We start from the raw sequence: 20,117 nt of genomic DNA on the forward strand, positions 1-20,117 counted from the left end.
CGGATCAATTCACGTCTAAGTTCAATTTTAGATCAGATTAATACCTAATGAGTATCAATGATCGAGTTCGCCCAAATCCGCGCCTTCGTGGCGGTGGCTGATGAGCTGCATTTCGGACGCGCGGCCAAGCGTCTGAACATGACGCAGCCGCCGCTGAGCCGACACATCCAGTTGCTCGAGCAGCAGCTCGATGTGACGCTGCTCGAACGAACAAGCCGCCTGGTCGAACTGACTGCGGCCGGTCGTGCCTTCCTGATTGAAGCCCGTACGCTGCTTCAGCAGCGGGAGAATGCGATCAAAGCTGCGCGAGAAGCCGCCGTCCGCACCGGCGGCTCACTCAGGATCGGCTTCGTCGGCGCCACCACTTACGGATATCTGCCTTGGCTGGCCTCCCGCCTCCACGCCGAGCTGCCGCATGTCGAGACTGACTTCGTCGAACTCACCTCACGCGAGCAGCTCGAGGCACTGAAGTCCGGTCAGATCGATTTCGGTCTGGTGCGGCCACTGCAGACGGCCAACCCGATCAGGAGCGCCTGCGTCTTTCGCGAGGACTTGGCGCTCGCTTTGCCGCTGGATCATCCGCTGGCGGTGCGTCGCCGTCCCGAGCTTGCCCAGGTCGATGGCCAACCCTTCATCATGTATTCGAAGGCAGGGCCCTATATGAATGCGCTGCTGACCTTGGCGTTTGCCGCCGCCGGAATTCGGCCGAACTTCGTCCAATCGATGAGCCAGGCCCAGGCCATTCTCGCGCTGGTCAGCACGGGTCTTGGCTTGGCGATTGTTCCCGGCGAGACCCGCAATGCCTGCTTCGACAACGTTGTGTTCCGGCCGATTCGGCTCGGCCCATCGGTCTTCGCGGAGTTGCATGCCATCTGGCGCAGCGACAACAAGAATCCCTTTCTGACACGGCTGCGCGAACTGAGCTTTCGGACTTGAGGTCGGGGTGCGGAGACATGATCGCCCACGCCGCAGCCAAGTCTCATGATGTGGGCACTTCAGGCACTTGAGGCGCGTGGGTGCAGCGCAGCAGTCTGGATCGTCTCATCCATTGAAACTAGAATCGAGCCATGCCTGAACGCGAGATCGATTGGTCACCGGACTTGATCCATCCCAAAAGCGTCGCCGGAACGGCGCTGCTGGGCAAGGCCTGCGACGTCCTCGAATTGATCGGCAGATCGCCGGGCTCGCTGGATCAAGCGACCCTGGCCGAGCAGACCGGCATTCCACGTGCAACGCTTTACCGCATCCTGGCTGCGTTGATCTCGCGCGGGCTGATCCGCGCCGATCCCCGAACGCAGAACTATACGCTCGGCTTCAACTTCCTCGATTTGGCGCAGAACGCCTGGTCGTCCTCGGACCTGGCATCGATCGCCTCCGTCGAACTGCGGCGACTACGCGACCTGACGGGTGAGACCGCCTACCTCGCGGTGCAAGAGGGTTGTCATGTACTGTCGCTCGGCCGTTTCGAAAGCGTCCATTCCGAGCGATCCAATGCAAGGCTCGGGGCACTGAAGCCGATGCACTGCACGAGCCAGGGCAAGTCGATTCTGGCTCATCTCTCTGACACCCAGCTTGAGTTCGCGCTGCGCACCGAACTCGCGAAATTTACCGACAATACCATCTGCGATCCCGAGCAATTGCGCGCTCATCTCGCGGTCGTACGCGCGCGCGGCTATGCCATCGACGACGAGGAGATCATCCTCGGCACCCGCTGCGTCGGAACGGCAATTCTTGACCCCGGCGGAAAGCCTTTGGCAGCCATCAGTGTGGCCGGTCCGACCTTCCGCATCACCGCTCAGCGCGCCGAGCAATTGGGACAAGAGCTCGTCGAGGTCGCCAAGCGAATCTCGGACCTGCTTGCACCCGCGATCAAGAGCGCCAGGCATGCACCCGATGGTTACAAGGTCTGGACCAAGGACGCCGCCTTCATCGGATCGGCCCCGCACTGGGATTTGCGGACCCGGACATTGGTGTGGGCCGACCTTCTGGCGCCCGCCATCAGGGCGGACGGCGAGCGCCCTTACATGATCTCGCTGCAGGATCTGTCCGAAAGTATCAACTCGATTTGCCTCGTCGAAAATGGCGTCGCCTTTGCCGTCGGCAATGACGTGGTCATCGACGACCTTTCAGGTCGGCAGGTGCGCATCACGGGAACGCCGGGCATCTCGCTCAAAGTCCTTCGCGTCTCTCCGGATCGTGAGATTTGGGCCGCAGCGTTCGACGCGGAGGCCAACCTTTCCAAGATCGGGCCTTGGCAAAAACAGTCAGGCGTCAAGCCCGCGTTCGAACTACAGGGCGAGGTAGCCGACCTCGCCTTCGCTAGCGATGCAACGCTGTTCGCCACACAGCCACGACGGCAATGCGTCTACTCCCTGGAACGCAAGACCGGCCGACGGCGCAAGTTCGCCGACATCCCCAAAGTCGCCGGCGCGCCGTGCGCCCTCGCCGTCGACGAAGGCTTCAATCCATGGATCGGCCTATCCGATGGCTGGAGCGTCATCAAGCTCAATGACAGCGGAGAAATCGAGCGAACGGTTGCGCTGCCGGTGCCAAACCCGACCGGTATCACCTTCGGCGGGGCGTCCTTGTCTGAGCTTTTTGTAACCAGCGCGCGAACCGGTCTCTCCCGGGAAAGTCTCACCAAGGCTCCCTTGTCCGGCCACCTCCTGTCGATTGACGTCGGCGAGCGCGGCCTCGCCGAGCCGATCGCCAACGCCTAGGAAAATTCATGACCGTCGACCGCAACAGCATCGCCGTGCCGAAAATCGTCTCGCTGCAAACCTTTCCGGTCCGGATTCCGTTTGCCGACGGTGGACCTGGCACGGGCGGCACGCCCTCTCGCTGGCACATGCTGGACATAGTGCTCATCCGCCTCGAAGACGAGGCAGGAAACGTCGGCTGGGGCGATGCCTTCGCTTACTTCTGCCTGGAGGCGGTGAAGGCTGCGGTCGACCACATGATCGCACCCTTCGTCACGATGGCGAGCATTGACGACATCCCTGCATGGAACTTCGACGTGCAGCGCAAACTGCATCTGTTCGGCCGCTACGGTATCACGCTGTTCGCGCTGTCCGGCGTCGACATCGCGCTGTGGGACTTGAAGGCGAAGCGCCATGGCCTGCCGCTCTGGCGCTTGCTTGGAGCTGAGGCTCCAACGTCGCACCACGCTTATGCAAGTCTCGTCCGATACGGTGAGAAGGACCTGGTCACCCGGCAGTGCGAGCGTGCGATTGGGCTTGGCTACCGTCATATCAAGCTGCATGAGATCGCACCCGATGTCATCACGCGCGCCCGCGAGGCGATCGGGCCCGGCATCCCGCTGATGGTGGACGCCAATTGCGCCTGGTCAGTGGAGGAGACGTTGGCGCTGCGGGACACCTTCAGGAGCTGTGACCTGCTCTGGGTAGAAGAGCCGGTGTTTCCACCCGACGATTATCAGGCCATGGCTGAGATCGAGGCGGCTGGTGTACGGGTCGGAACCGGCGAGAACGCCTGCACCGCCTTCGATTTCAACCGCATCATCAGCAATGTCACCTACCCGCAGCCGAGCATGACGAAGGTCGGCGGAGTATCTGAGTTTCTCAAGGTCCTGGCGGCCTGCAAGGGGGCGGGAAAAATCCCAATGCCACACACCCCGTATTTCGGGCCGGGATATTTTGCGACATTGGCAATGCTGCCTTTGATGCCCAAGGAAACGCTGGTTGAATTCCTGTTCGTCGAACCAGCGGCGTGGCTCGCCGCGACTCCAGAGCCGATCGAAGGTTTCATCACGGCATCGAACAACAGTGGAATCGGTTTTGAAGCCAATCTCGATATCATCGAGTGCTATGCAGTTTGGACGTGATCTCACGATATGAGACGCCGTGTCACCGCGGCAGCCGGCAGACCTTTCCTCCGCGTCAACCGGAGCTATGGTGCCCTCAGTCAAGGAGCGCTGGGCGCGACGCTTTGCGTGAAGGCACACTCCGTCATTCGATCGCCGATCACTCTGGAGAGAGACCACAATGGCCCCGATTTCAAACCAAGTCCTGGACAAGCTGAAGGCCTGTTCGACCGCGACGCTCACCACGCAGCTTTTCAAGCGCAACTATCGCCAGCAGTTCCTCGTCGGCGTGAAGCCGCTCAATCCGAATGCCGGATCGTTTGCCGGTGAAGCCTTCACCCTTCGGTTCATTCCCTCGCGCGAAGACAAGGATTGGGATCTGGCTGATTTGCGGAAGCGCGGCGAGGACAACATGCAGTGGGAGGCGGTCGAAGCGATCGGTGCGGGCCAGGTTCTGATGATTGACAGCCGCAACGATCCACGCGCGGCGTCCGCGGGCAACATGCTGATGACACGCATGATGCGCAAGGGTGTCGCAGCCGCGATCACCGACGGTGCGTTCCGCGACGGAACGGAAATCTCCAAAATGCCGTTTCCCGCCTACTGCACGGCCAACACGGCATCGACACGCCCGGCCTATCATCGCGCCGTCGACATGCAGTTGCCGATCGGCTGCGCCGATGTCGCCGTCTATCCCGGCGACATCATTGTCGGCGATAGCGACGGTGTGGTCGTCGTGCCGCGCACGATCGCCGACGAGTTGGCGAACGATTCCTACGAACAGGAGCTTCGCGAGAAATTCCTGTTCACGAAAATCGATGCAGGCGCGCCGCTGTGGGGGACCTACCCGCCGAACGAGGTGACGCTGAAGGAATACGCCGAATGGCGTGCACGTCAGCAGGCGGCGGAGTGAGCCGATGACCGCGCCGACCAAGGCCCAGCAAGCCGAAGCTCTCATTCGGCGTTACTTCGACGCCTGCAACGACGCCGATCATCGCGCGCTGCTCGATTGCTTCACGGCCGACGCCATCCACTATTTCCCGCCGGGCCTGCCCGGCGCGCCCTGGCGAGGTGCCGAGGCGATCGCAGACGGCTGGGTGTGGTGCGTCAATACCTTGGGGTCGCGCTGGACGATCGAGAAGGTGCTTGCGAGCGAGAATGGGCGCGAAGCCGTCATCGAATGGACGCACTGGAAGACCGCCATCGGCGAGGTCCTGCGCGGCGACGAATGGTACGTCTTCAATGACGACATCACGCGCATCACCGAAATCCGTGCCTACTACGCCTCGCCCGTCAACAAGGCCGAGCCCGTGAACAAGCTCTACGCGTTCGATTACGAGGCCAGAGGTTATGCCATGACGCCGCCCTCGCCGGCGCCGAAATTGTCCTGAGCGGCGAACGGAACTCGGATCATCGTCATGGCCCCTGCACTCACTGGAAAGACGCGCGTTCATGCGCTGATCGGTTCGCCCATTGCCCAGGTTCTCGCGCCGGGCTGGCTGACCGAGCGGATGCGAGAGGCCGGCTATGACGGCGTTCTGGTTCCCCTGCAGGTCGAGAAAGGCAGTCTCGATTGGGCGCTGCCTGTGCTCAAGGCGATGCCGAACATCGACAGCATCCTCATTACCCTGCCGCACAAGTTCGGAGCGATCGCTCACTGCGATCGTCTATCGGAGCGCGCGCGGGTACTCGGCGCCATCAATGCAATGCGTCGCGAAGAAGATGGCCGCTGGTTCGGAGACAATTTCGACGGCGCTGGCCTGACCGCCGGGCTCAAGAAGGCCGGGCATACCATCAGAGGCAAGGGCGTATACATGATCGGCGCCGGCGGCGCGGGATCATCGATTGGCGTTTCCATGCTGGAGGAAGGCGCGCGTCACCTGACATTCCACGACATCAACGCCAACAGCCAGAACACATTACTCGCCAAACTCAGCGCAGCATACGGCGGCCGGGTTGCCGTTGGCACCACGGTTCCACCGGATTGCGAGATAGTCGTCAATGCGACCTCGGCGGGCTTGCGTGACAGTGATCCGCTTCCCGTCAATCCGGGCGAACTTACATCGCGGATGGTCGTCGCCGACGTCATCACCGATCCGGTGCCGACGAGATTGCTCCTTGAGGCCGCAAAATGCGGCTGCGCAACGCGGGACGGCACTCACATGCTGGACGGCCAGATCGATCTGCTGTTCGCGTTCATGCTCGGCAAGCGCTGAGGGACCGACCACTATTTGCAAGCGGCATCAGCAATCTGTGCGGCGCCGGGAGGCGCGGCCGTCATCTTCGGTCGGTCGTCGCGACTGCATGACCACCGCATACAGTCTCACGAAGTGAGACGACTATTTCTGAGCTGCGAAAGATGCGCTTCTCCTTGAAGCCGGCGCTAGATAACGTCTCGATCAAGTAATCAAAACAACCGATGAGCTTCGGGAGGACGAATTGGAAAAATTCGCTCAAGTTGATCGTCGATACACTTTCGCCGCTGTCTTGCTGACTCGGCGGAATAAATTCGCCGGTGCTCTGACCAATCATTTCCATCAGGAGGGACGAATGAAACGTCTTGCAAGCCTCTTCGCGTTCACCATGGTCTCGCTCGTCGCGATGGGCCAGGTGGCATCCGCCGACACGCTGGAGAAGATCAAATCAGCCGGCACGATCCGGATCGCGATCGATCTCAGCGTGCCGCCATGGTCATTCAAGGACGAGAACCTGAATCCCACGGGATCGGAAGTCGAGGCCGCCAAGCTGTTGGCAGCGGATCTCGGTGCGAGGATGGAGATCGTTGCGACGAACGGCGCCAACCGCATTCCGTTCCTGCTCTCCAACAGAGCCGATGTCATCATGTCGGCCCTGTCGATTACCGACGAACGTAAGAAGCTGATCGCATTCTCGCTTCCTTACGCCGGCGCGACAACGTACGTCGCCGCGCCAAAGAGCATGGACATCAAAACTTTCGTCGACCTTTCGGGCAAGCGCATTGCAGTCACGCGCGGGACCACCAATGACGCCGACCTGACCGCAGCGGCGCCCCGTGATGCCCAAATCATCCGCTTCGAGGACGAGGCCACGACCATGACCGCGGTGGTGTCGAATCAGGTCGATCTCGTGGCCCAGGTGCCGACCCTGATCGATCTCATCAACAAGAAGAGCCCGGACAAGCACCTCGAGCCGAAGCTGCCGCTTCGTACCGCGCTGATGGGCGTCGGCCTGCGCAAGGAGGACACGGAGCTGAAGCAGTGGGTAGACGGCTGGGTCAAGACGAACGTCGTCAACGGCAAGCTGCAGGAGATATTCAAGAAGTTTCAGGGCACCGATCTTCCCAAAGAGGTCGCCGCCGCATCCCAGTGATGTCGCATTCGGCGGTGGCCAAGCGAGGGTCCATGACATATCAATTCGACTTCGGAGCCGTGCTGGCCTACTGGCCCCTCCTGCTCGAGGGCATCTGGACGACGCTCCGCCTCACTTTCTTCTCTACCGTGTTCGGCATCCTGATCGGCGCCTTTTGCGCCGTGATCCGGACCGGCGGTTCATCCTGGGCACGCGCCGTCATCTCGCTCTATGTCGAGTTCATCCGCAACACGCCCCTGCTGGTGCAGGCCTACTTCCTGATCTTCGGTATCGCGAGCCTCGGCATCCGGCTGCCGATCCTGGTTGGCGCGACCATCGCGCTGACGGTCAATATCGGTGCCTACACGACCGAGATCGTCCGCGCGGGCATTGAATCCATCCATCGCGGCCAGCTCGAGGCGGCGACGTGCCTCGGCCTGTCCCGCACGCAAACTTATCTGCACGTGGTCATTCGGCCCGCGCTCGAGCGCGTCTATCCCGCGCTGTCGAGCCAATATGTCCTCCTGATGCTGGCCTCCAGCATCGTCTCGTCCGTCGGCGTCGAGGAACTCTTTGGAATGTCGAACCGGATACAGAGCGAGACATTTCGCAACTTCGAAATCTTCGTGGTTCTTGGAATTATCTACCTGCTGCTCGCCATGCTTGTACGCACAGGATTTACGTTGCTCGGGCTCGCAATGTTTCCACGCCGCCGCAAGCTCGGAACCTCTCTCTAAGCGTTGGAAATTGGCCCATGAACAGCGCTTTCATCCTCTCGTTGCTCAAGGGACTTTGGGGCACCATCGTCCTGAGCCTGCTGACCTTCCTGTTCGGCGGCCTGATCGGCTTCGTCATCGCCCTCGCCCGCATCTCGCCGATCGCGGCGGTCTCGCGCGCGGCCGCCGCCTACATCGAAATCACGCAAGGCCTGCCGCTTCTGGTCCTGATGGGGCTGTGCTTCTACGGGCCTAGCATCTTCGGCTACGATTCTTTCTCTCCACTTGCGGCCGCCACCTTCGCGCTCACACTCTATGCCAGCGCCTATCTCGGTGAGATCTGGCGCGGCTGCATCCAGGCGGTCGCGAAGCCGCAATGGGAGGCCGCCGAGTGCCTCGGCTTCACCCGCTGGCAGCGCATGCGCGCAGTCATCCTGCCGCAGGCGCTGCGGATCGCCATCCCACCGACTGTCGGCTTCATGGTTCAGATTGTGAAGAACACCTCAATCGCCTCGCTCGTCGTCGGTTACGCCGAGCTGTCCTACAACGCCAAGATCATTAACAACGCGACGTTTCAGCCGTTCCTCTATTTCGGGATCGCGGCGCTGATGTACTTCGCGATCTGCTATCCGCTGTCGGTCCAGAGCAGGGCTCTCGAAAGGAAACTCAATGTCGGCCATCGTTGAACTGAAGGACGTCCGCAAGAGTTTTGGCAATCTCGAGGTCCTCAGGGGCGTCACCTTCAACGTCAACCGGGGCGAGGTCGCCGCAATCATCGGCCAGAGCGGCTCAGGCAAGAGCACGGCGCTGCGCTGCATGGACCGCCTTGAGACGATCCAGGGCGGCTCGATGCTGATCTGCGGTCACCAGCTTCACGATGACGACGTCGACCTGAAATCGCTGCGCCGCGACGTCGGCATGGTCTTCCAGAGCTACAATCTCTTCCCGCATTTGACCGTCGTCCAGAACATCATGCTGGCGCCGCGCATGGTGAAGGGCATCAAGGCCAAAGAAGCGCGCGAGATCGCTGATACCGTCATTTCAAAGGTCGGGCTACGCGAGAAGATGGATTACTATCCCGAACAGCTGTCCGGCGGGCAGCAGCAGCGCGTGGCAATTGCCCGCAGCCTCGCCATGGAGCCCAAGCTGATGCTGTTCGACGAGGTCACCTCGGCGCTCGATCCGCAACTCACCGGCGAGGTGCTCCGCGTCATGGAGCAGCTCGCCGCCGATGGGATGACCATGATCCTGGTCACGCATGAGATGGCGTTCGCCCGCAAGGTAGCGGATCGGGTGATCTACATGCGGGACGGCAAGGTCCATGAAATGGGATCTTCGGACATCCTTCGCACCCCCGCGACGCCCGAACTGGCCAGCTTCGTCTCGGAGTCGGCGGAGCACTGAGCCGTCGGCCGAGCGACTGAAGGATCCTCCATGAGTAAGGTACCCCTCCTGATTGCCGGCGCGGCGCGTCTAGGCTTCTCCGCAGTGGCGGGCGGTCGCGTCACTTCGCTGCGGCTGGGCCGAACTGAGCGAGGCGATGTCGCGCGTGACGTGTTGCGGCCGTTTCCGGACGGCGTCGCGCCGAACGAGCTACTGCACTGGCCCAAGGGCGGAATCTATCCACTCGTTCCCTACAGCAACCGCATCAAGGATGGGACCCTTCTGTTCCGGGGCAGGCGATACGACCTGTTGCCGCATCCCGACGCCCACCCGCATACATTGCACGGACATGCCCACAGGATGGCCTGGGAGACGGTCGCGCAGATCCAATCTCGGGTGACGATGCGATACAGCCACAGTGGAGGCGCCGAATGGCCGTGGCCGTTCAGTGCGACGCTGGACATCGAGCTCGAACCGACCCGCGCCCTCTTCTCATTGAGCCTTCAGAATGATGGGCAATCGCCGATGCCGGGCGGAATCGGACTGCATCCTTACTTCCTGCACGGCTCTGAGGACCGCATCGCGTTCGACGCCCCGATCGATTGGCCGGTGAGGACGGACTATCTTGCAGCACTGCCGCGAGATCGCTGCGATCGGGCCAATGCTGGTCCGCTACCACTTGGTGAGGTCACGCTCTATCGCGGCGGATGGCGCGGTCTCTGCGTCATCGATCGCGCCAATGGCGATCGGATCGAGATGCGCGCGGATCCGATATTTTCGCACTTCGTCTTGCATCGACCAGCAAGCGCAGAGCATCTTTGTGTAGAGCCTGTGAGCCACGTCGCGGATGGATTCAATCTGTCCGCCGATGGACAGCCCGACACCGGAACATTCGTTCTCGAACCAGGAGAGAGCCTGAGTGGTTCTATGACCATCTCGCTTAGCGCGGCTGAAAACGCATGTCACCTTGATTGAGCTGGTATCGCTCCCGTCCTCGCACTTGGCATTATCGTGTAGATCCGCCCGCTCGCGAGCGTGCCGACACGCCGTCATTTCGATCCGCGGAGATCAGACCCTCTGGACGCTTGCTCGCCTAATCGGTCGTCAGATAGCGCGCGAGCGCTTTCAGTAGAAGCAAAGGGAACACACTCCGATCTCGCCGGGATGAACGGATCGCAGCTCAGAAGAGGTCGTAACTTCAATTCGCCCCATCTGACACCGATGTTGAAATTAGGCCGGAGCGTTGGCGCGTTTGAGCTACACCACCGCTCCGCCTCGAGCTTGTTGAGATCACACGTCATTGGTCGGCCCGGTCTGCAGTGCAATCGGTTCGACTACCCGCTGCAGGCCGTCACTCTACCAAGCAACTCGTTATCGGAGAAAATCAATCCCCTCTAGAGGCTGTGGCGAGCTCGCATCCCGGATACGAGACTGGCAAGCTTCCGCGCATGGCACGAGCACCAAAGGTGAAGCACATTGCAAAACGAGAGATCAGCCTGAGTTAGGCTGCTCCCCATAGACACACCCGAAGAACTTGTCCGGCGTCTCCGACCGGTTCTTCTGAGCGCTATACTTTTCTGGCGGCGTCGCAAACCGGTACCCGCTTGGCGAAGTAGCCGCGACGTACGCGATGCGTTCGTCGAGATCCTTTAGCAGGTCCCGCAGGATCGCCAGCAGGCCCGTTTTGGTAACCCGATGGTCGACGCACAAGGCGTCCAGGCCGTCGCGCATAGCATCTGGTGGCGCTCCCTAGGGGAATCGAACCCCTATTTCAGCCTTGAGAGGCCCTAGTCACAACCACACAGATCCGTTTCGACAATGACAGTCCTAAGGCGCAAGTTTCGGACCCACGGTACGGGCCATACATGGATGCGATTTGAGTCACCGCGACGGGGTTGCACCGGGGGTCGTAAAATAAGAATTCGAAATATCCCCATATAATCAACAGTACGTGGCGGAGAGAGTGTCAGTCAATCCCCATGGAAGCATAAGACATTTTCGGCTTCCCCCGACCAAAACCCACCGTTCGAGCTACGTCCACAATAAGGTTTTTGTCACCGACAATGCCATCACGCGACCAGGGAAAGACAAATCGGCGTCGGGCCGTTTAGCTTGATCGACGTCCAGTCCTCTGGCGCCGTTCAACGCGGCATGTCGATTTCGTCATGCGGACAAAAATTGCTCGCGGCTTAGTTCAATCAGCAGTTGGCGCAAGTGGCTTGTCAGCTGCCGCTTTCGCTCGCTCTCCATGAAACCGATTTCCCGCCTGCCGTCGGGAAAGCCGAGATGCTCGATCCTGAGCCTTGGGTTCTCCTCCCAGGACGAGAAACGGGCGAGCGGCACGATCGTCACCCCGGCGTCCTGCTCGACCAACTCGACCAACGTCCGCGACAACTGCATTTCGAGACTCTCACCGAAGCTGATCCTCTTGTCCTTCAAAAACCTGTCGATCAATGCTCCGGTATGTGTGGTGAGCGTAGGGCGAAGGAACAGGCGCTCGTGCATCAGGCGTTCCCTGTCGAAGCCCTCCGTCGATTGCCGGTTCGCGATGAAAACGAACGGCTCGAAGTAGAGCGTCGTCCAGAGCGTTCCTGCCGCTATCGGGCGCTGACTCCTGACCGCGACGGCTGCATCAGACTGTCCAGCCTCTACGCGGGCGCTGAGATCGGTAGAATAGCCAACCGCAGGTCTTATCGTGAGGCGACGAAATCGCTCACGCGCGTGGAAAGTGGCCTTCACCAGCAGGCTCATGCAAGACGCAATCGCCTCGGCGTTGATCGTACCGACCGGATCGTCCGCGTCGTCTGGACTGGTCATGAGCTCGTCGAACTGATCCATCAGCCGGCGAGCCCGCGGAAGGAATCTCAGGCCGCGCTCATTGAGCGAGAGCTTTTTGCCAATTCGATCAAACAATTGATGGCCAAGTGAATCCTCAAGGAGGCGCATCTGTTGGCTGACACCGGCCGGCGTGAGACCCACCTTCTCCGCTGCGGCAGCAAAGCTGCCGGACTGCGCTACGCATAGGAATGTCTTCAGAGCCCGGATGGTCGCCATAATTGTCATCGACAAATTTGAATTGTCTATCTGACAATAACTTCTAGTTTTTCTTTCGAAGGCGCAAGCATTAGCAATGGCCGGATTGGCCCCCAGGGTGGGGCTAACCGGATAAATGGCATGCTTCGATTTGCGCTGACGCGGATAGGAATGGCATTGCCGACGCTGCTGATCGTGGCGGTTTCGGTCTTCGTCCTGATCCGGCTGATCCCCGGCGACCCGGCCCAGCTGATGCTGGGCGACCTCGCGACGCCGGCGAGCCTTGCCGACCTCAGGGGCCGGCTCGGCCTCGATCAGAGCCTGCCGGTACAATTCGGCATCTGGTTCGGTAAAGTCCTGAGCGGTGATTTCGGCCAGTCGATCGCGTCGCAGCAAGCGGTCCTGCCGCTCATCCTGCAGCGCTTCTCGATCAGCGCGCAGGTCGTGCTCGTCGCGGTGCTGCTGGCGAGTCTGGTCGCGGTGCCGGCCGGCGTGATCGCCGCCTGGAAGCAAAATTCCTCGCTCGACCTCTCGCTGGTCACGCTGGCGACGCTGCTGCTCTCGATCCCGACCTTCTGGCTCGGCCTGCTGTTCCTGCTGTTCTTCGGCCTGAAGCTCGAATGGTTGCCGGTCGTCGGCTATGTCTCGATCTCGGAGAACGTCGAGGCCGGCCTGCTCTATCTCCTGATGCCGATCATGACGCTGTTCCTGCATGAGATCGGTGTGATTCTGCGCATGGCGCGCGCCTCGACGCTGGAGGTGCTCCGGCTCGACTACATCACCCATGCCCGCGCCAAGGGCCTTTCGGAAATGGCGGTGCTCTGGCGCCACGCCTTCAAGAACGCCTTCGGCCCGACCTGGACCCTGATCGGCCTCGTCCTCGGCAATCTGCTCGGGGGCATCGCGGTGGTGGAAACGGTTTTCACCATCCCTGGTCTCGGCCGGTTGCTGGTCGATTCGATTTTTGCCCGTGACTATCCGGTGATCCAGGGCTGCTTGCTGTTCGTCGCCTGCACCTATGTGCTGGTGAATCTCGTCATCGACCTCTGCTATCCACTGTTCGATCCCAGGGTGACGGCCGCATGAAACGTCCCGCCCCCAATGCGATCGTCGGCGGCACGCTGATCGGCATCGTGCTTGCAGCAGCTGGCACCGGCGCCCTGTGGACGCCCTACGACCCGCTCAAGCTCTCCTTCCGCGCGAAACTCGCGGCGCCGAGCTCCGTCCACTGGCTCGGCACCGACGAATTCGGCCGCGACGTCCTCTCCCGCCTGATGGCGGGCGCGACGACCTCGGTCTGGGTCAGCCTCGTCACCGTCTCGTTCGCCGTCGTACTCGGCACGCTGATCGGCTTGTTGTCGGGCTACATGCGCGGCTGGGTCGATCGGGTGATCATGGCCTTCAACGACGCGCTGCTCGCCTTCCCGGGCATCCTGCTGGCACTCGGCCTGCTCGCCGTGGTCGGTGCCAACAAATACGGCATCATCGTCGCACTCGGCATCGCCTATACGCCGTCGGTCGCCCGCATCGTGCGCGGCGCTGTGCTGTCGCTGCGCGAGCGCGAGTTCATTGCCGCCTCGCGCGTCATGGGCAACTCCGAGGCCTTCACGATGGCCCGCCATATCCTGCCGAACTGCATCGCGCCGCTGACCGTGCTCGCAACCTCGATGTTCGGCTATGTGCTGCTGGCAGAGAGCGCGCTCTCCTTCCTCGGTCTCGGCGTGCCGCCGCCAGCCCCGACCTGGGGCAACATGCTCGCAGGCTCACGGCCCTATATCGGCCAGGCCGTCTGGCTCGGCGTATTTCCGGGTCTCGCCATCTCGCTGACCCTGCTCGGTATCAACCTGCTCGGCGACGCCGCGCGCGACAAGCTCGACCCGCGGATGAGGGGCGCGCGATGACCATGACCGCCCCACTCCTCGACGTCGCCGGCTTGACGCTCAAGGTCGGCACGACCGGCCGCACCGTCGTCAACGACGTCTCCTTCCAGGTTTTCCCCGGCGAAATCGTCGGCATCGTCGGCGAATCCGGCTCCGGCAAGACGCTCGCCGCCCGCGCCGTGATGGGCTTCGTCCCGCCTGCCGTTGTGCTTGCTTCCGGCACGATCCGCTTCGACGGGCAGGACGTGATGGCAATGAGCGGCAAGGACCTGCGCGCCATGCGCGGCTCCCGCGTCGGCATGGTCTTCCAGGAACCGATGACCTCGCTCAACCCCTCCACGCTGATCGGCCGCCAGCTCGACGAGGGCCTGGCGCTGCACCGCAAGCTCGCCGCGCCGGCGCGCCGCGCGCTGATCCTGGAGATGCTCAGGCGCATCGGCCTGCGCGATCCGGAAGGGGCGCTCACTGCCTATCCGCACCAGTTCTCCGGCGGCATGCGCCAGCGCATCATGCTGGCCTCGGTGATGCTGCTGAAGCCGGCGCTGCTGCTCGCCGACGAGCCGACAACGGCGCTCGACGCCGTCGTCCAGCGCGACGTGATGGAGCTGATGGTCGACCTGACCAAGGCCAACAACACCGCCGTGCTGCTGATCTCGCACGATCTCGGCATGGTCGCACGCTATTGCAGCCGCATCGTCGTGATGTGCCGGGGCGACGTAATCGAGCAGGGAAAGAGCGAGGACATCCTCGCCCGGCCGCAACATGACTATACACGCAAGCTGCTCTCGGCGATGCCGCACCGACTGCCGGCGCGGCCGCTCCCGCAGGCGAACACGCCGATCGTTTCGTTGCGCGACCTCGTCGTCGAGTATCCCGGCAGGCAAGGCTTCTTTCGCAAGGAGGCGGCCAAGCGCGCGCTCCACGGCATCAGCCTCGACATTCAACCCGGCGAAGTCGTCGCGGTGGTCGGCGGCTCGGGCTCGGGCAAGACCACGCTCGGCCAGTCGATCGCGGGGCTCATCAAGCCGGCCGGCGGCGAGATTCGCTTCAACGGCAAGCCGATCGCGAAGAGCGAGGCGGCCTACCGAGACTATCGGCTCAACTGCCAGATGGTGTTCCAGGATCCCTATTCCTCGCTCGACCCGCGCATGACCATCGGCCAGCTGGTCGGCGAGCCGTTGCGGCAGGTCGCCGCCATGAGCCAGGCGGAGCGAAAGACGCGCGTCACCGAAGTCCTGGCCGAGGTCGGGCTCGCGGACGGCTTCGCCGAGCGCTATCCGCACGAACTCTCGGGCGGACAGCGCCAGCGCATCGCGATCGCGCGGGCCGTCGTGCGCCGGCCGAGCTTCGTCATCGCCGACGAGCCGGTCTCGGCGCTCGACGTCACCGTGCGCGCGCAGGTACTCGAGCTCTTCGATGAGCTGCAGAAGAAGCACGGTTTCTCCTGCCTGTTCATCAGCCATGATCTCTGTGTAGTCGAGCAGGTCGCCGACCGCGTGATCGTCATGCAGGACGGCCGCATCGTCGAGGAGGGCCCCCGCGACGCCATCTTCGACGCCCCCCAGCACGCCTATACCCAAAAGCTCCTCGCCGCCGTCCCAGGCCTCGAATCCACCGGCGACGGAGGCGTCAAATTGTTCTGGCGGCTGAGCCAGGCGGAGAAGGCTCTCGCCGGTGCGGCGGCTTCAGCGTCGACATAGCAAGAGGCGAGGGAGGAACATGCGCAAGACACTATTAGTCCTCGCCACCGCCGTGACGGGTTTCGGCTTTGCGGCCGGGCAAGCAACCGCGACGACGCTTAGGGTGTATCTGGACGCAGACATCCGCAGCACGGACCCCGGCGTCAACCGGGACGGCAACACCGATGGCGTCGTGTTGCACATGGTCGAGGGCCTGGTCGGCTACGATGCGCGGGGAGTGCCGAAGCCGCTTCTGGCCGAGAATATCGCGGTGTCCCCGGACGGGTTGACCTACACCTTCAAGCTCCGCGCCGACGTGAAATTCCACAATGGCGCGACACTCACGGCAGACGACGTCGTGTGGAGCTGGAACCGTTATCTGAACCCCAAGACAGGCTGGCGCTGCCTGACCGACTTCAACGGTGATGTCGGTCTGAAAGTCGAGAGCGTGACGGCGGTCGACCCGTTGACCGTCACGATCCGGATCAACGAGCCATCCCCCCTGTTCCTTGCCAACATCGCGCGCAGCGACTGCGGCATGACGGCGATCACGCATCGTTCGTCGGTGAAGCCGGACGGCAGCTGGGACAAGCCGATCGGCACCGGGCCGTTCAAGCTGGCCGAGTGGCGCCGCAGGGAGTTCGTCAGCCTGGCCCGCTTCGACGACTATTCGAATCCCGACAGCGAGCCGGACGGCTATGTCGGCAGCAAGCGGCCGCTGGTTGATGAAGTGCGCTTCGTCGTCATCAGCGATCCGGCAACCGCGAAGGCGGCGTTCATCCGCGGCGACATCGACATCCTGCCGCGACTTCCGTATTCGGAGGCGGATGAGCTCAAGCCGAACCCGAATATCACCATCTCCGCCCAGCCGGGCCTGGCTGCGACGACCTTCCTGTTGCAGACACGCGACAAGCTGCTGTCGAACGTCAAATTGCGCCAGGCGATCGCGGCGGCGATCGATTACGATGAGCTCGTCGGCAGCGTGACCTACGATCTTGCCACGTCCAACAGCTCTCTTGTCCCGGTCGCCTCGCTCTTTCACACTAACGTGCACCAGAACGGCTTCCGCCATGATCCGGCGCTTGCGAAAAAGCTGCTGCAGGAAGCCGGCTACAAGGGGCAGACACTCAAGATCACGACCAACAAGCGCAACCAGGCGAATTTCGATGCGGCCATCATCCTGCAAGCGATGCTGGAAGCTGTCGGTATCAAGGCCGAAGTCGAAGTGCTCGAATGGGGTGTGCAGACGGATCGCTGGCAATCGGGCAAGTATCAGATCATGTCGTTCAGCTATTCGAGCCGGATGGACCCCGCGCTCAACTACGAGGGTGCGGTCGGTCCAAAGGACTCGCAACCGCGCAAGGTCTGGGAAGACAAGATGGCGCTCGATGCACTCGCAGAGGTCACCGGCGAAGCCCGAAACGAGGAGCGTCAGAAGCTATTCGACCGGCTGCACGCGGCCATGATCGACCAGGTCCCACTGATCCCCTTGTTCAGCACGGTCACCGCGGGCGCGAGCCGCAAGAACGTCAAGGGTTTCGTCTCCAACGTGTTCGGCGCGCCGCTGCTCTGGGAGGTCCGGAAGGACTGATGCCGGTGACACATTCCCTCTATCTGCTTGGCGACATCAATCTCAAAGGCATTGCCGATCCGGCCCGGATCTTCGACGTCCTCGGCCCCCGGCTCGCGAAGGCCGACATGGTCTTCGCGAATCTGGAGTGCTGCCTTTTCGATGGCGCCGAAAACGCCGCAGAGAAACGCGGCTTCTACGTTCCGACGCGATCGGCTGCGCTGCTGAGGGACGGCGGCTTGCAGGTCGTCGGCGCAGCGAACAACGTCAACATCGGCGCGGAGGCTATCGCCTCCTCGCTGACCGCGCTCGCCTCCGCCGGGATCGCGCAGGTCGGCGCCGGGCTGGAGCCGGCGGCCGCCTACCGGACACTTGTCGTCGAACGGAACGGGCTGCGCTTTGGCTTCTTGCAGCGCACGGCCGTGTATTGGCCAGATGGTCACGAGGTCCAGGTTGGGCAACCGGGCGTGGCCGTGGTCAAGGCGCACACCGCCTATCGTCCGCGATACGAACAGCAGGCTGCCCGCACGCGCCCGGGCGTGCCGCCGGAGGTCGTAACCTGGGCCGATCCCGATTCATTGGCAGAGGTTTCGCGTGCAGTCGCGGAACTAAGGACGCGCGCCGATATTGTCATCGCCTCGTTCCACTGGGGATACCGGCGCGAGGTCCTGCAATATCAGCGCCAGTTCGCGCATGCCGCGATCGACGCCGGGGCCGACATTGTTCTTGGCCACGGGCCGCACATGATCATGCCGCTGGAGCTTCATGCCGGGCGGCCCGTCATCTACGGCGGCGGCAACTTCGCGTTCCTGTACGAGCACGGCAACAAACCGCATCCAGACTGGGTCGGCATGGTCGTGCACGCGGAGATCGTCGAACGGTCGATCCGGCGCCTTCAGATCTCGTTCGTCCGCCGCGACGAAGCAGGTCGGACGATCGTCCGTTCGGTTCACGACGAGTCCGGAGAGCGCGACGCCTTGATCGCCTCCTCCGCCGCCAGCGGCGCCGCCTTGACGGTCGACGGCGACAGGCTGGTTCTGCAACTCTAGCTCATGGCCCTGGCGACGGGGAAAGAGGACGCTGCATCATGGTTACAATGAAGAACGCGATGATCGTCGCGCCGCAGCCTGAAGCGGCAGAGGCCGGTGCCGAAGTGCTGGAGCGCGGCGGCAACGCCATCGACGCCGCCATCGCCTGCGCTTTCATGCAGGGCGTCGTCGATCCGCTGATGTGCGGCATCGGCGGCTTCGGCTCGATGCAGGTCTACATGCCGCGCCGCGGCGTTCACGAGATCGTCGAGTTCTACGCCAGGGCTCCGCTCTCTGCCACGCCCGACATGTGGCTGAAACATCTGCAAGGGCAAACGCGGGACGGCTTTGCCTTTTTGCTCAAGGGCGGAATCAATGAGTTCGGCCACCTCGCCGTCTGCACGCCGGGGAGCGTCAAGGGTTACTCTCACGCGCTCTCGCAGTTCGGCACGATGGACTGGCAGGACGTGATGGCGCCCGCAATCCGCCAGGCTCGAAGCGGCGTGCTCGTAAGGCCTCACATGCATTGGTTCTGGACCCAGGACCAAAGCGGCGGCGGCGAGGTGAACACCGGCGACAAGCTGCGCTACAGCCGGACCGGACGAGAGGTATTTTTTCGACCCGACGGTAGCCCCAAGCGGCCCGGCGACACATTGTCCAACCCCGACCTCGCCGCGACGCTCGAGCACCTCGCCAGACGCGGTCCGGACGACTTCTACCATGGCGCGCTCGCCAGTCGCATGGCAGCGGACTTCGCCTCGCAGGGAGGGCTTCTCACCGAACGTGACTTCGCGGAATACAAACTATCCGTCGCCAGCCCGATCTGGGGCTCGTACCGGGGCCGCCGAATCTCGACGAGCCCGCCGCCGGCGAGCGGTATGTCCATGTTGCAGATTCTGCACATCCTCGAGAATTTCGACATCGGCGCGCTGCGCCACGGCAGTGCCGAGCACATCGCCTTGCTCGCCGAAGCCATGAAGCGCATGACCATAGACAAGGATCGCTTCATGGGCGACCCAGCCTATGTCGACGTGCCCGTCGAGCGGCTGATCTCGAAAGAGCACGCGGCCGAGCAGGCCGACGCAATCAAGCGTGGCGAGCGTGCGGTGGTCGAAAGGCTTGACCGCTCGCAGCGTGAGACGACGCACGTCTCGGTGATCGACCGCGAAGGCAACGCCGTCGCGTTGACCCACACGCTGGGCAGCCCTTCCGGCGCCATCTCCGACGGCCTCGGATTCATCTACAACGGGACGATGAGCCGCTTCGATCCACGCCCCGGGCGGGCGGCATCGATCGCACCCGGCAAGCGCCGCGCTTCGTCCGCCGCGCCGACCATCGTCTTCGATGGCGAAGTACCGCGGATCGTGATCGGCGCGCCGGGCGGCAGCTATGTCGCGCCGGCCGTGGCGCAAGGCATCATGAACATGCTCGATTTCGGCATGTCGACCTTCGAAGCCGTGGCGGCGCCACGGATCATGGGCGTTTCAAACGCGATCGACATCTCGAACCGCATTCGTCGCAATGTTAGTGACGAGCTCACCGCCGCCGGCTATGACGTCAGACGTTCGGCCCAGACGTTCCCTTTCGCCGCGCTCCATGCGATCGGGATCGTCGACGGTACCTGTACGGGAGGAGCCGATCCGCAGCGCGATGGAATGGCAATCGCCGTCTGAGGTTG

The 20,117-nt window shown here is 62.5% G+C and carries 20 protein-coding genes; 17 read left to right on the forward strand and 3 right to left on the reverse strand.

Annotation, left to right across the window (positions count from 1 at the left end; genetic code table 11):
* Positions 1-57 precede the first annotated feature (57 nt).
* From YUU_RS0100650 to YUU_RS0100675, 6 genes are all read left to right on the forward strand, one after another.
* Positions 58-936, forward strand: a complete 879-nt coding sequence (locus YUU_RS0100650; protein WP_027520606.1) for a LysR family transcriptional regulator — start codon at positions 58-60, stop codon at positions 934-936.
* Positions 937-1,067: 131 nt separating this feature from the next.
* Positions 1,068-2,720, forward strand: coding sequence for an IclR family transcriptional regulator C-terminal domain-containing protein (locus YUU_RS49770; protein WP_051389557.1), 1,653 nt, complete (start codon positions 1,068-1,070; stop codon positions 2,718-2,720).
* Between the two features lie 8 nt (positions 2,721-2,728).
* A complete protein-coding gene (locus YUU_RS0100660) occupies positions 2,729-3,844 on the forward strand; it encodes a mandelate racemase/muconate lactonizing enzyme family protein (protein WP_027520607.1) in 1,116 nt (371 codons plus the stop codon).
* A gap of 160 nt (positions 3,845-4,004) precedes the next feature.
* The gene (locus YUU_RS0100665; RefSeq protein ID WP_027520608.1) at positions 4,005-4,736 is read left to right on the forward strand and encodes a dimethylmenaquinone methyltransferase; all 732 of its coding nucleotides are present in this window, start codon (positions 4,005-4,007) and stop codon (positions 4,734-4,736) included.
* A gap of 4 nt (positions 4,737-4,740) precedes the next feature.
* Positions 4,741-5,214, forward strand: coding sequence for a nuclear transport factor 2 family protein (locus YUU_RS0100670; RefSeq protein ID WP_027520609.1), 474 nt, complete (start codon positions 4,741-4,743; stop codon positions 5,212-5,214).
* Positions 5,215-5,241: 27 nt separating this feature from the next.
* Entirely contained in the window at positions 5,242-6,039 is a 798-nt protein-coding gene (locus YUU_RS0100675) for a shikimate dehydrogenase (protein ID WP_027520610.1), read from the forward strand.
* A gap of 61 nt (positions 6,040-6,100) precedes the next feature.
* On the opposite strand, the gene YUU_RS0100680 is transcribed toward YUU_RS0100675, so the two are convergent.
* A complete protein-coding gene (locus tag YUU_RS0100680) occupies positions 6,101-6,361 on the reverse strand; it encodes a hypothetical protein (RefSeq protein ID WP_027520611.1) in 261 nt (86 codons plus the stop codon).
* Between the two features lie 12 nt (positions 6,362-6,373).
* On the opposite strand from YUU_RS0100680, the gene YUU_RS0100685 reads away from it, so the two are divergent.
* The 5 genes from YUU_RS0100685 to YUU_RS49775 are packed head-to-tail and all read left to right on the forward strand — an operon-like array spanning position 6,374 to position 10,224.
* Entirely contained in the window at positions 6,374-7,171 is a 798-nt protein-coding gene (locus tag YUU_RS0100685; protein ID WP_027520612.1) for a transporter substrate-binding domain-containing protein, read from the forward strand.
* A 32-nt stretch (positions 7,172-7,203) separates the two neighbouring features.
* Positions 7,204-7,887, forward strand: coding sequence for an amino acid ABC transporter permease (locus YUU_RS0100690; protein WP_027520613.1), 684 nt, complete (start codon positions 7,204-7,206; stop codon positions 7,885-7,887).
* Between the two features lie 17 nt (positions 7,888-7,904).
* On the forward strand, positions 7,905-8,552 hold the full coding sequence (locus tag YUU_RS0100695) for an amino acid ABC transporter permease (RefSeq protein WP_027520614.1): 648 nt from the start codon (positions 7,905-7,907) through the stop codon (positions 8,550-8,552).
* Entirely contained in the window at positions 8,536-9,270 is a 735-nt protein-coding gene (locus YUU_RS0100700; protein WP_027520615.1) for an amino acid ABC transporter ATP-binding protein, read from the forward strand. The genes YUU_RS0100695 and YUU_RS0100700 overlap by 17 nt, the downstream gene beginning before the upstream one ends.
* A 30-nt stretch (positions 9,271-9,300) precedes the next feature.
* The gene (locus tag YUU_RS49775; protein ID WP_084801298.1) at positions 9,301-10,224 is read left to right on the forward strand and encodes a hypothetical protein; all 924 of its coding nucleotides are present in this window, start codon (positions 9,301-9,303) and stop codon (positions 10,222-10,224) included.
* 516 nt (positions 10,225-10,740) lie between these two features.
* Here YUU_RS49775 and YUU_RS0100710 read toward each other — a convergent pair.
* Both YUU_RS0100710 and YUU_RS49780 read right to left on the reverse strand, forming a co-directional pair.
* A complete protein-coding gene (locus YUU_RS0100710) occupies positions 10,741-10,980 on the reverse strand; it encodes a hypothetical protein (RefSeq protein WP_027520616.1) in 240 nt (79 codons plus the stop codon).
* 432 nt (positions 10,981-11,412) lie between these two features.
* The gene (locus tag YUU_RS49780; protein WP_051389559.1) at positions 11,413-12,312 is read right to left on the reverse strand and encodes a LysR family transcriptional regulator; all 900 of its coding nucleotides are present in this window, start codon (positions 12,310-12,312) and stop codon (positions 11,413-11,415) included.
* A gap of 111 nt (positions 12,313-12,423) precedes the next feature.
* Here YUU_RS49780 and YUU_RS0100720 point away from each other — a divergent pair, with 111 nt between their 5' ends.
* The 6 genes from YUU_RS0100720 to ggt are packed head-to-tail and all read left to right on the forward strand — an operon-like array spanning position 12,424 to position 20,112.
* Positions 12,424-13,368 carry an ABC transporter permease gene (locus tag YUU_RS0100720; RefSeq protein WP_027520617.1) on the forward strand — a complete coding sequence of 315 codons (945 nt, stop codon included), beginning with the start codon at positions 12,424-12,426 and terminating at the stop codon, positions 13,366-13,368.
* Positions 13,365-14,183: an ABC transporter permease gene (locus YUU_RS0100725; RefSeq protein WP_027520618.1), complete on the forward strand. Its 819-nt coding sequence runs from the start codon at positions 13,365-13,367 to the stop codon at positions 14,181-14,183. The genes YUU_RS0100720 and YUU_RS0100725 overlap by 4 nt, the downstream gene beginning before the upstream one ends.
* Positions 14,180-15,862 (forward strand): ABC transporter ATP-binding protein, encoded by a 1,683-nt coding sequence (locus YUU_RS49785; RefSeq protein WP_035660702.1) that lies wholly within the window; start codon positions 14,180-14,182, stop codon positions 15,860-15,862. The genes YUU_RS0100725 and YUU_RS49785 overlap by 4 nt, the downstream gene beginning before the upstream one ends.
* A gap of 19 nt (positions 15,863-15,881) precedes the next feature.
* Positions 15,882-17,432 carry an ABC transporter substrate-binding protein gene (locus YUU_RS0100735; protein WP_027520619.1) on the forward strand — a complete coding sequence of 517 codons (1,551 nt, stop codon included), beginning with the start codon at positions 15,882-15,884 and terminating at the stop codon, positions 17,430-17,432.
* Positions 17,432-18,460, forward strand: a complete 1,029-nt coding sequence (locus YUU_RS54900; RefSeq protein ID WP_051389560.1) for a CapA family protein — start codon at positions 17,432-17,434, stop codon at positions 18,458-18,460. The genes YUU_RS0100735 and YUU_RS54900 overlap by 1 nt, the downstream gene beginning before the upstream one ends.
* Before the next feature lie 47 nt (positions 18,461-18,507).
* Positions 18,508-20,112 (forward strand): gamma-glutamyltransferase, encoded by a 1,605-nt coding sequence (ggt, locus tag YUU_RS0100745; protein ID WP_027520620.1) that lies wholly within the window; start codon positions 18,508-18,510, stop codon positions 20,110-20,112.
* The last annotated feature ends 5 nt before the right edge of the window (positions 20,113-20,117 follow it).

It is taken from the genome of Bradyrhizobium sp. Ec3.3, from assembly GCF_000472925.1.
Classification (GTDB): domain Bacteria; phylum Pseudomonadota; class Alphaproteobacteria; order Rhizobiales; family Xanthobacteraceae; genus Bradyrhizobium.

Bases quoted from the DNA above. Each gene is read 5' to 3' on its own strand.
- YUU_RS0100690 (WP_027520613.1), top strand. From the start codon at position 7,204: ATGACATATCAATTCGACTTCGGAGCCGTGCTGGCCTACTGGCCCCTC.
- YUU_RS0100685 (WP_027520612.1), top strand. From the start codon at position 6,374: ATGAAACGTCTTGCAAGCCTCTTCGCGTTCACCATGGTCTCGCTCGTC.
- YUU_RS0100675 (WP_027520610.1), top strand. From the start codon at position 5,242: ATGGCCCCTGCACTCACTGGAAAGACGCGCGTTCATGCGCTGATCGGT.
- YUU_RS0100710 (WP_027520616.1), bottom strand. From the start codon at position 10,980: ATGCGCGACGGCCTGGACGCCTTGTGCGTCGACCATCGGGTTACCAAA.
- YUU_RS0100720 (WP_027520617.1), top strand. From the start codon at position 12,424: ATGCTTCGATTTGCGCTGACGCGGATAGGAATGGCATTGCCGACGCTG.
- ggt (WP_027520620.1), top strand. From the start codon at position 18,508: ATGAAGAACGCGATGATCGTCGCGCCGCAGCCTGAAGCGGCAGAGGCC.
- YUU_RS49770 (WP_051389557.1), top strand. From the start codon at position 1,068: ATGCCTGAACGCGAGATCGATTGGTCACCGGACTTGATCCATCCCAAA.
- YUU_RS49775 (WP_084801298.1), top strand. From the start codon at position 9,301: ATGAGTAAGGTACCCCTCCTGATTGCCGGCGCGGCGCGTCTAGGCTTC.
- YUU_RS0100670 (WP_027520609.1), top strand. From the start codon at position 4,741: ATGACCGCGCCGACCAAGGCCCAGCAAGCCGAAGCTCTCATTCGGCGT.
- YUU_RS0100665 (WP_027520608.1), top strand. From the start codon at position 4,005: ATGGCCCCGATTTCAAACCAAGTCCTGGACAAGCTGAAGGCCTGTTCG.
- YUU_RS49785 (WP_035660702.1), top strand. From the start codon at position 14,180: ATGACCATGACCGCCCCACTCCTCGACGTCGCCGGCTTGACGCTCAAG.
- YUU_RS0100735 (WP_027520619.1), top strand. From the start codon at position 15,882: ATGCGCAAGACACTATTAGTCCTCGCCACCGCCGTGACGGGTTTCGGC.
- YUU_RS0100680 (WP_027520611.1), bottom strand. From the start codon at position 6,361: ATGGAAATGATTGGTCAGAGCACCGGCGAATTTATTCCGCCGAGTCAG.
- YUU_RS0100660 (WP_027520607.1), top strand. From the start codon at position 2,729: ATGACCGTCGACCGCAACAGCATCGCCGTGCCGAAAATCGTCTCGCTG.
- YUU_RS54900 (WP_051389560.1), top strand. From the start codon at position 17,432: ATGCCGGTGACACATTCCCTCTATCTGCTTGGCGACATCAATCTCAAA.
- YUU_RS0100695 (WP_027520614.1), top strand. From the start codon at position 7,905: ATGAACAGCGCTTTCATCCTCTCGTTGCTCAAGGGACTTTGGGGCACC.
- YUU_RS0100700 (WP_027520615.1), top strand. From the start codon at position 8,536: ATGTCGGCCATCGTTGAACTGAAGGACGTCCGCAAGAGTTTTGGCAAT.
- YUU_RS49780 (WP_051389559.1), bottom strand. From the start codon at position 12,312: ATGACAATTATGGCGACCATCCGGGCTCTGAAGACATTCCTATGCGTA.
- YUU_RS0100725 (WP_027520618.1), top strand. From the start codon at position 13,365: ATGAAACGTCCCGCCCCCAATGCGATCGTCGGCGGCACGCTGATCGGC.
- YUU_RS0100650 (WP_027520606.1), top strand. From the start codon at position 58: ATGATCGAGTTCGCCCAAATCCGCGCCTTCGTGGCGGTGGCTGATGAG.